9 protein-coding genes are annotated in these 7351 nt (G+C 31.0%); all 9 read left to right on the top strand.

Going from position 1 to position 7351, the window contains the following annotated elements; genetic code table 11:
* The coding region (locus tag KQI69_RS00570; RefSeq protein WP_216563339.1) for a hypothetical protein at positions 1-291 on the top strand (291 nt) is incomplete at its 5' end.
* A gap of 72 nt (positions 292-363) precedes the next feature.
* Positions 364-798, top strand: a complete 435-nt coding sequence (locus KQI69_RS00565) for a hypothetical protein (RefSeq protein WP_216563338.1) — start codon at positions 364-366, stop codon at positions 796-798.
* A 50-nt stretch (positions 799-848) separates the two neighbouring features.
* Positions 849-1028, top strand: a complete 180-nt coding sequence (locus KQI69_RS00560) for a hypothetical protein (protein WP_216563337.1) — start codon at positions 849-851, stop codon at positions 1026-1028.
* A gap of 109 nt (positions 1029-1137) precedes the next feature.
* Positions 1138-1707: a hypothetical protein gene (locus KQI69_RS00555; RefSeq protein WP_216563336.1), complete on the top strand. Its 570-nt coding sequence runs from the start codon at positions 1138-1140 to the stop codon at positions 1705-1707.
* 48 nt (positions 1708-1755) lie between these two features.
* Positions 1756-2532 (top strand): hypothetical protein, encoded by a 777-nt coding sequence (locus tag KQI69_RS00550; RefSeq protein ID WP_216563335.1) that lies wholly within the window; start codon positions 1756-1758, stop codon positions 2530-2532.
* An 18-nt stretch (positions 2533-2550) separates the two neighbouring features.
* Positions 2551-4059, top strand: coding sequence for a hypothetical protein (locus KQI69_RS00545; protein ID WP_216563334.1), 1509 nt, complete (start codon positions 2551-2553; stop codon positions 4057-4059).
* Positions 4060-4063: 4 nt separating this feature from the next.
* Complete coding sequence (locus KQI69_RS00540; RefSeq protein ID WP_216563333.1) at positions 4064-4867, top strand: FHA domain-containing protein; 804 nt, start codon at positions 4064-4066, stop codon at positions 4865-4867.
* Positions 4868-4884: 17 nt separating this feature from the next.
* On the top strand, positions 4885-5430 hold the full coding sequence (locus tag KQI69_RS00535) for a 4Fe-4S single cluster domain-containing protein (protein ID WP_371818689.1): 546 nt from the start codon (positions 4885-4887) through the stop codon (positions 5428-5430).
* Between the two features lie 3 nt (positions 5431-5433).
* Entirely contained in the window at positions 5434-7350 is a 1917-nt protein-coding gene (locus KQI69_RS00530; RefSeq protein ID WP_216563331.1) for an AAA family ATPase, read from the top strand.
* The last annotated feature ends 1 nt before the right edge of the window (position 7351 follow it).

Here is a 7351-nt window from a genome sequence, read left to right as displayed (position 1 = left end):
TCTAATTATGGCATAATATTTGTTGATATGCTATCCGCATGGATATTTTGCGCTTACTTTGTATATGGTTTTTGGCGTGGATGGAAGCAATTATCTAAAGGAGAAGGATTTTTAGCAAGTCGGTTACCACAAAAGACAAAGATATGGTTGAATCAGAAAAAAGCAGGTCCAATCGCAGCAAAGATAGGTATTAGTTTTGTTTTATCATATGTGTTTGCTGGTATTACATTAGCTATAGCTGCTTATACGTTTATTAAAATAATATGTCGAATATTCTGTGGTATAAAATGAATTATTTTGTTAATGTTTTATTCAAGTAGTGAATTATAAGTTTTTGATTGAAATGATAAGTAGAGTGAAAATATGTATGAATTAAAAATAAAAAATGAAAAATTATTAAATCTATTGCAGAGATTGCCTGAAAAATTACCAGAAACAGGAGGAATTATAGGTGGAAAAAATCAGGAGATAACAGAATATTGGGTAGATGATGATGCTGTTTCAAAAGGAAAATACATGTGTAGATATACTCCTAATGTAGATGTAATGAATGAAAAGATACATAAATGGAGTGAGAAGAATATTGATTTTTTAGGCATATTTCATACACATTATTTTGGCATCAGGACTCTGTCAAAGGGTGATATAGAGTATATGTATAAGATAATGAATGTTATGCCTTTGAGTGTAAAAGTGCTCTACTTTCCGATAATAGTTTTTCCTGAAAAAGAAATGATTTTATATGCAATTAAAAATCAAACGATGGAGATTATTCAATGTGATTATTATATTATTTGATAATGTCTATTGTATTGTTTTTTGAAATAAAAAAGGAAGGAGTGAGTTATATGGAGAGAAAAAAGCAATGTCCAATAAGAATTCCAGCAGGCTGTTTTGAGGGAAATTGTTCTGATTGTAGGTATGCTAACTGGGATGATACAAGAGATGGAAAACCATATTGTGAAGGCGGATATGGTGGATATAATAGACCGTCTGATAGAAATGGCTGTTTTCATTATCATAGTTAGATTGATAATTAAAATTATTGTTTGAAGGCAAGCTATGTTTTTATGAGATTATGAAAACATAGCTTGTTATTGAAGTTGCAATACTATTGTATGATTAAAGGTGAGTTATATGGAGAGAAAAAAGTTAGACCATAGAGCTATACTTAGAAGTTTAAATACAAGCTTTACGGACAAAGAAGAAAAAGAAAATAGTGGTAAATTGTTATATGAGGAAAATGGTAAGAATATTTATTGGATAATTGATTTACTTATACTATTTATATTTTTAGCGATTGGAAGATATTTATATTTAAACAATATAGAAATAAAAGTGTATTGGTGGTATTTTGTTATCTTATTAATTATTGGAATAATCTATAGTATAAAAATTCGCAATGATATTAACTACAGTAAGTACGAGATTAAAATATATGAAAATTATGTTATTGCAAAAGGAGTACAAGCTATATTTAACAATAATGAAATTATAGTTGACAGACATAAAGTGTTAAATGGCGAGGGAGGAAGAAGTACGATACAAGGATATTTAATTTGTCAAGGTTCATTTGGAAGAAAAGATGTAATAATAATATTTGCTGAAAAATATGTTGATAAATCACCCAATAAAATTATAATAGAGAAATTAAATACAGGTAAGATTATTAATGCATTGGAACAAATAAGAATAAAAAATATATAATAGCATTTTATTGTTAATTTTAAATACATATGGAGAAAAGCAAGTGATATGTTAGAAACTTTATTGTGTTTTGTCATTATTTTAGCCATACTGTTTGGTGTACTATGTTCTGTTACAGGGGAAGAAAATAAGGGAAGTACAATAGTTGTAAATTGTATTACGGCAGTTATTTTATATGTTTTAGTGTTAGAGTTATTTAATCAGGATTTTTCGACAGGTGGGATTTTTGATTCAGGACTTCCATTAGTGCGGAATATAGAAAAAGCGGGAAGTGTGAGAAAGTATTTTTCAGATAGTCCTGCTTTTTTTGCATTAGATTTTGTTGAGTTAGTTACATTGACATTGATGATAAACTGGGTATCAAATACATTTTCATTTGGAAATGCAGGATTTGTTGGAAAGATTACATCAAGAATTGTTATTGTATTCGGTGGCATTATCGTTTACGGATTTTTTATGGATTTTGTAAGAGACAATATAGTTATGAAGTGGTGTGTATATTGTGTTGAATGTGTTATAACTGGTGGAAGTATTTTGTATACACCGATTTTGTTGTTGTCATTTATTACTGGATTAAAAAAGGACAGTTTTATATTAACTTACATAATTAAACAGTTCCCTAGTACATCTATAGGTAGGGCGATTTCAACAGCTATTACATCATCAGTAATATTTCTTTTGTTGATGATAGTATTGGAAACACAGTATGGAAGTGTATGTAATATATTACAGGGAACAGTAGATTCAATGGAATCGTGGGGAACAATTATTGTCATGATTATCGGTATGTATGTTTTGGTAAATAGTATAAAGAGAAAGAAATAGATATTTGGAGGAAATGCTATGAGTGGTCCCAAAATGGTAGGAGTAACTTGTGATCCAGAAGTTATTGCAAGAAATAATGAAAGATTAAGGCAGATAGGTAAAGATAATTATTATAGAGGATTGTTTGAGAATATTAATAAAGACATTGAAAATACGGTTTTATGGATACAAAATTATGGAAATGTAACATTAAACAGTATTCCTATTGGGTATGGAGATGAGTCGGGATTACTTAAAGAAGTTAAATTATTAAAAGAGCAATATGCTGATAAAGTTGAAAAAAAGAAATTTGATTTAGCGATTGTTGCTTCTCATAGTGTAGAGCAGTTAAGAAAAATGGGAGTACAGAAAGTAGAAGACATTCCAAAGTGGAAAGAGGAATTTCTGAGTGAAATGTCTTATGTACTAAAAAAGTTGCAAAAGGATATTGATGAGTTTAATTCCGGTATAAAACAAGTCAAAAAGGAAAATGAACGTGTTGCTAGAGCATCAGAAGAATGGATGAAAAAAATAGAAAAAGAGAAGGAAAAATCAGAAAAAATAAATGTCAATAGTGTTCGCATAGGAAGATATATGGGAGATGAAAAAGATATACCGTTTATGCCTGAAGAAGGTGAATATATTGATTCTGAAACATTACCTTTTACAATAGAAGAACTTGCATTATTAGAAATGCTTCAAGCTGACTTAGAGAAATATTCAAAATTTCATTATCTGACGGATAGAGAGAAAAAGTTGATTTATGGATTAGATCAAGAATTGACTTTCATAAATGATACAAGTGAAAGAGCATATTCGATGAAAAGTAAGAGAGCAGTCTTGCAACAAATGAGAATGGAATATGCGAGACTCGATAAATATGTTTCTATGCTGGTGGCTGCTCAAAATGAACAGATGGAAGAAAGAACTACTTTGGAACTCGAATACATATCGTTTTGTCAGGCATTGGATGTTAAGCGTGAAAATTATGAAGAATTTTCAATTCAAGAATTAAGAAAGCGTGTTAATACTTTGAGGAACAGGGTTGAAAAGCAGGAATCAAGGATTTATATAGAGGAAAGCATAGAAAATATTATGAAAGGTTATGGATATTCAAGTATATCATCATATCAGTTACATGATGCCGAGAGTGTATCCAGAATTATTTTTGAAGATAAGAAAGGTGAAAAAATATCAACTTCGTTTGGTGATGGAATGATTATGATGAATGTTATTGGCGAGGGGGATAATCCACCTACGGATGCCGAGGTAAAAGAAATGGTTCGTCAGCAGGTAGCGTTTTGTGATTTGTATCCGCATATACGGGAGCAGTTATTAAAAAAAGGTATTCACATTAATTATGAAAATTTAATGCCTGTTTCGGCAGAACAGACTTCAAATGAACATATTGTGCGTCAGAAGAATATTAGAAAATCAACTAAGAGGTTTAGTTTCCGTCATGTGCAGCTTGTTTCAGAATCTAAGCCTGAGAGACAGTTTGAAGATGTTAATGTACAACATTTGCAATATGTAGATAAGGAGGAATGATAAAATGGCAGGATATCATTATTGCAGTTCTTGCAAAAGAGTTGAAAGAAATATGACAATATTTCGTTGTCCGGATTGTGACAAACCATATGAGATTGTAAGTGATGATATGGAGAAGAAAAATAATAATAAAAAATGGTATATAAGATGTAGAAGTTGTAAAGAATGGACATCTTTTACTGACAAAGATGGTATTCCAAAAGCATGCCCTAATTGTTTTGATACAAATATAAAAAATGTTGGAGAAGATAGTATTCTTTCGGAAGAAGAATATCTTTTAGAAACTGGCAAAATAAAATCAGAGAATGAAATAGCAGAAAAAGATAAAGTACCAGATGACAAAGAAAAAAAGATTAGCTCAGAAGAAGCAGATAATACAGAAAATATTGGTAAATCGGAGCAGATAGATGAGTCTGAAAATAATAAAATGGCAGATGATTTTGTCGAAAAGTCTGACTGTAATGAAATAAAATTAGAAGACCATAAATCTGGAATTGAGGAAATCAATTACATAGAATTTGTCAATAACAATGATGGAAAAGTTATAAGAATAAGCAAAGGTAAGCATGTTCTTGGAAAACTTGGTGATGTTGAAAGTGATTACTTTAGTGAGAAAAGATATATTGGAAGACAACATGTACTGATTATTATTGACGGAACATGTGCTTTTATTGAGGATTGGAATAGTACAAATGGGACAAGGATTAATGGGGAGAGAATTTACAAAAGTCAGGGAAAAATGCGTATTGTAAATGAAGACATTATTACTTTGGCAGACCAAAATTTTGAGGTGAGAATTTGCAAATAGATAGATTATTATTTCCAGTGACTGCTCTTGGTCCGGGGAATAGATTGGCAATATGGACAATTGGATGTCATAAAAGGTGTAAAAAATGTGCAAATCCAGAATTACGGATGTTTGACAAAACAAAAAATATATCTGTGGAACAGTTAGAAAATATGATTTTAAAAATTGATATTATGCGAATAGATGGAATAACTATAAGTGGAGGTGAACCATTTGCACAGCCTAGTGAACTAAAAAAATTTTTGCAGAAAATATCATCGAAGGTTGAGGATATTCTTGTTTTTTCGGGATATACATATGAAGAACTATTAAAAATACAAGATAGTGATGTGCAGGAATGTTTTAAGTATATAGGTGTACTTATATCTGGGGAATACATTGATGAAAAAAATGACAACAAAACAGCCCTTATAGCGTCTACAAATCAAAAGATATATTTTTTAAAAGAAAATCTTAAAGAAAAGTACAAAAAATACATGGACAAAGGTCGACAGATTCAAAATATTTTTTGGAAAGATGAACTTATGTCGGTAGGAATACATAACAGTGAGAGGAGTGTGTAAATTATGAATATGCCTAAATGGATTCGTGAATTTGAGTGTTTTACAAAAATAAAGAACTGTATTGTGATAGAAGGAAATATTTATGATGAATATCCAGTGTTAGATGAGGATAATGAAAAATGTGCTAATTTTTTTAAATTAGATAATTATATTCATAAAACATTATCTGCAAACGGATATAATGTGTGCTTTTATGATCCGGTAAATGGATTTTATAACAGAAATAAACAAAAGAGTGCTGTTTCAGTTTTTTCTGAAACAATGACTGAATTTGAAGAAAACAAATCACAATTATCAGAATATGACAAACAGTGCTTAGAAGCATATCATTATATGGAAGAAACACAGGATGATATTAGAGTGAATGGTCAGATTGGCAGTGCAATAATGTGTGATACATTAAAGGCAAGTGAATATATTAAGAAAATACTTATTGAAAATAGAAATCCAGCTGTTGTTTGTGTAAATTTTGCGTCACAGACAATTGCAGATCCAACACGAATGCAGGAGGCGGAACGTGCAATTTTTATGAATCTACTTTATGCATCGATGAATGCAAGAAGAAACTTTAGTCAGGAGGACAAAAGAAAAAGACAAAATCTGTTGATAATGATAGTTGACAAGGTCAATGATATTCCTGCTTGGTTTTATCTAGATAATCCTAATGTTAAGAATATTATTTTGCCAACACCGGATAAACATATTCGGGTGGAATATGTTAATTTGTATCGTGATTTTTTTGAAGAAAGAAATAGTGATTTGACATCAGATGAACAGGAAAAAAGAATAAATCATTTTATAGATATAACTGATGGAATGAAAATACTTGATCTTAAAGGAATAATGGAATTAAAGATGATTCAGCCTGAGGGTGATAGGAGCCTTTTGGATGTGACGGCATTGTATAAATATGGAATTAAGGAGAATCCGTGGGATGCAATCGAAAGAGGTCAGATTGAGAATGCAGAACAGAAAATTAAATGTAGAGTAAAGGGACAGGATTTAGCTGTTCAGAAAAGTATATCTGTAATAAAAAGGGCTAAAACAGGTTTATCAGGACTTCAACATTCGTCTAATTCAAAGCCAAAGGGAATTTTATTTTTTGCAGGACCAACAGGTACAGGAAAGACAGAACTTGCGAAATCTTTGGCAGAACTTTTATTTGGGGATGAAAGTGCATGTAGAAGATTTGATATGAGTGAATATGCAGAAAGCCATTCTGCACAAAAGTTGTTTGGAGCACCTCCGGGATATGTAGGTTATGAAGCAGGAGGTCAGTTGACAAATGTCATTAAAGAACATCCTTTCTCATTATTGCTTTTTGATGAGATTGAAAAAGCATCACCAAGTATATGGGATAAATTTTTGCAGATTCTTGAAGATGGAAGAATGACAGATGGACAGGGAAATACTGTGTATTTTTCGGAATCCCTGATAGTATTTACAAGTAATCTTGGAATTTATAAGGATATCGGAGGTGTTAAAACACGAGTGGTAGATATCAATATGCCTTATGAGCAGGTTGAAAATACGGTGACAGAGGGAATACAGGATTATTTTCATGAAAAGGGAAAACCAGAAGTATTAAACAGAATCGGAAAGAATCTGATAGTATTTAATTTTATTCAGCCTGATGCTGCAAAGGAGATTATGAAATCTCAGATAAATAAGATATGCGAGAAAATTAAGGAAACGAAAGCAATTACAATTCAATTAAGTGAAAATGTATGGAAAAAAATAGAAGAAAAGGTTCTTGGAAACCTTGAAGAAGGTGGACGAGGTGTCGGAAATGTGGTAGAGGAGTATTTTATTACACCATTATCTAATTATGTGTTTGATAGTCATATTGAAAAAGGCAGTGTACTCCACATTACGGATATTTTAGAAACAGATGGCATAGCAAAATTGGTTTGTGGGTGAT

This window comes from Eubacterium sp. MSJ-13 (assembly GCF_018918235.1).
GTDB lineage: Bacteria > Bacillota > Clostridia > Lachnospirales > Lachnospiraceae > Butyribacter.
Note: the sequence above shows the minus strand (reverse complement) of the source record. Positions and strands in the feature narration are given on the sequence as shown.

What these genes read in the sequence shown, in the direction of transcription:
- KQI69_RS00540 (WP_216563333.1), top strand. Translation starts at nt 4,064, where the DNA reads ATGGCAGGATATCATTATTGCAGTTCTTGCAAAAGAGTTGAAAGAAAT.
- KQI69_RS00555 (WP_216563336.1), top strand. Translation starts at nt 1,138, where the DNA reads ATGGAGAGAAAAAAGTTAGACCATAGAGCTATACTTAGAAGTTTAAAT.
- KQI69_RS00530 (WP_216563331.1), top strand. Translation starts at nt 5,434, where the DNA reads ATGAATATGCCTAAATGGATTCGTGAATTTGAGTGTTTTACAAAAATA.
- KQI69_RS00560 (WP_216563337.1), top strand. Translation starts at nt 849, where the DNA reads ATGGAGAGAAAAAAGCAATGTCCAATAAGAATTCCAGCAGGCTGTTTT.
- KQI69_RS00565 (WP_216563338.1), top strand. Translation starts at nt 364, where the DNA reads ATGTATGAATTAAAAATAAAAAATGAAAAATTATTAAATCTATTGCAG.
- KQI69_RS00550 (WP_216563335.1), top strand. Translation starts at nt 1,756, where the DNA reads ATGTTAGAAACTTTATTGTGTTTTGTCATTATTTTAGCCATACTGTTT.
- KQI69_RS00545 (WP_216563334.1), top strand. Translation starts at nt 2,551, where the DNA reads ATGAGTGGTCCCAAAATGGTAGGAGTAACTTGTGATCCAGAAGTTATT.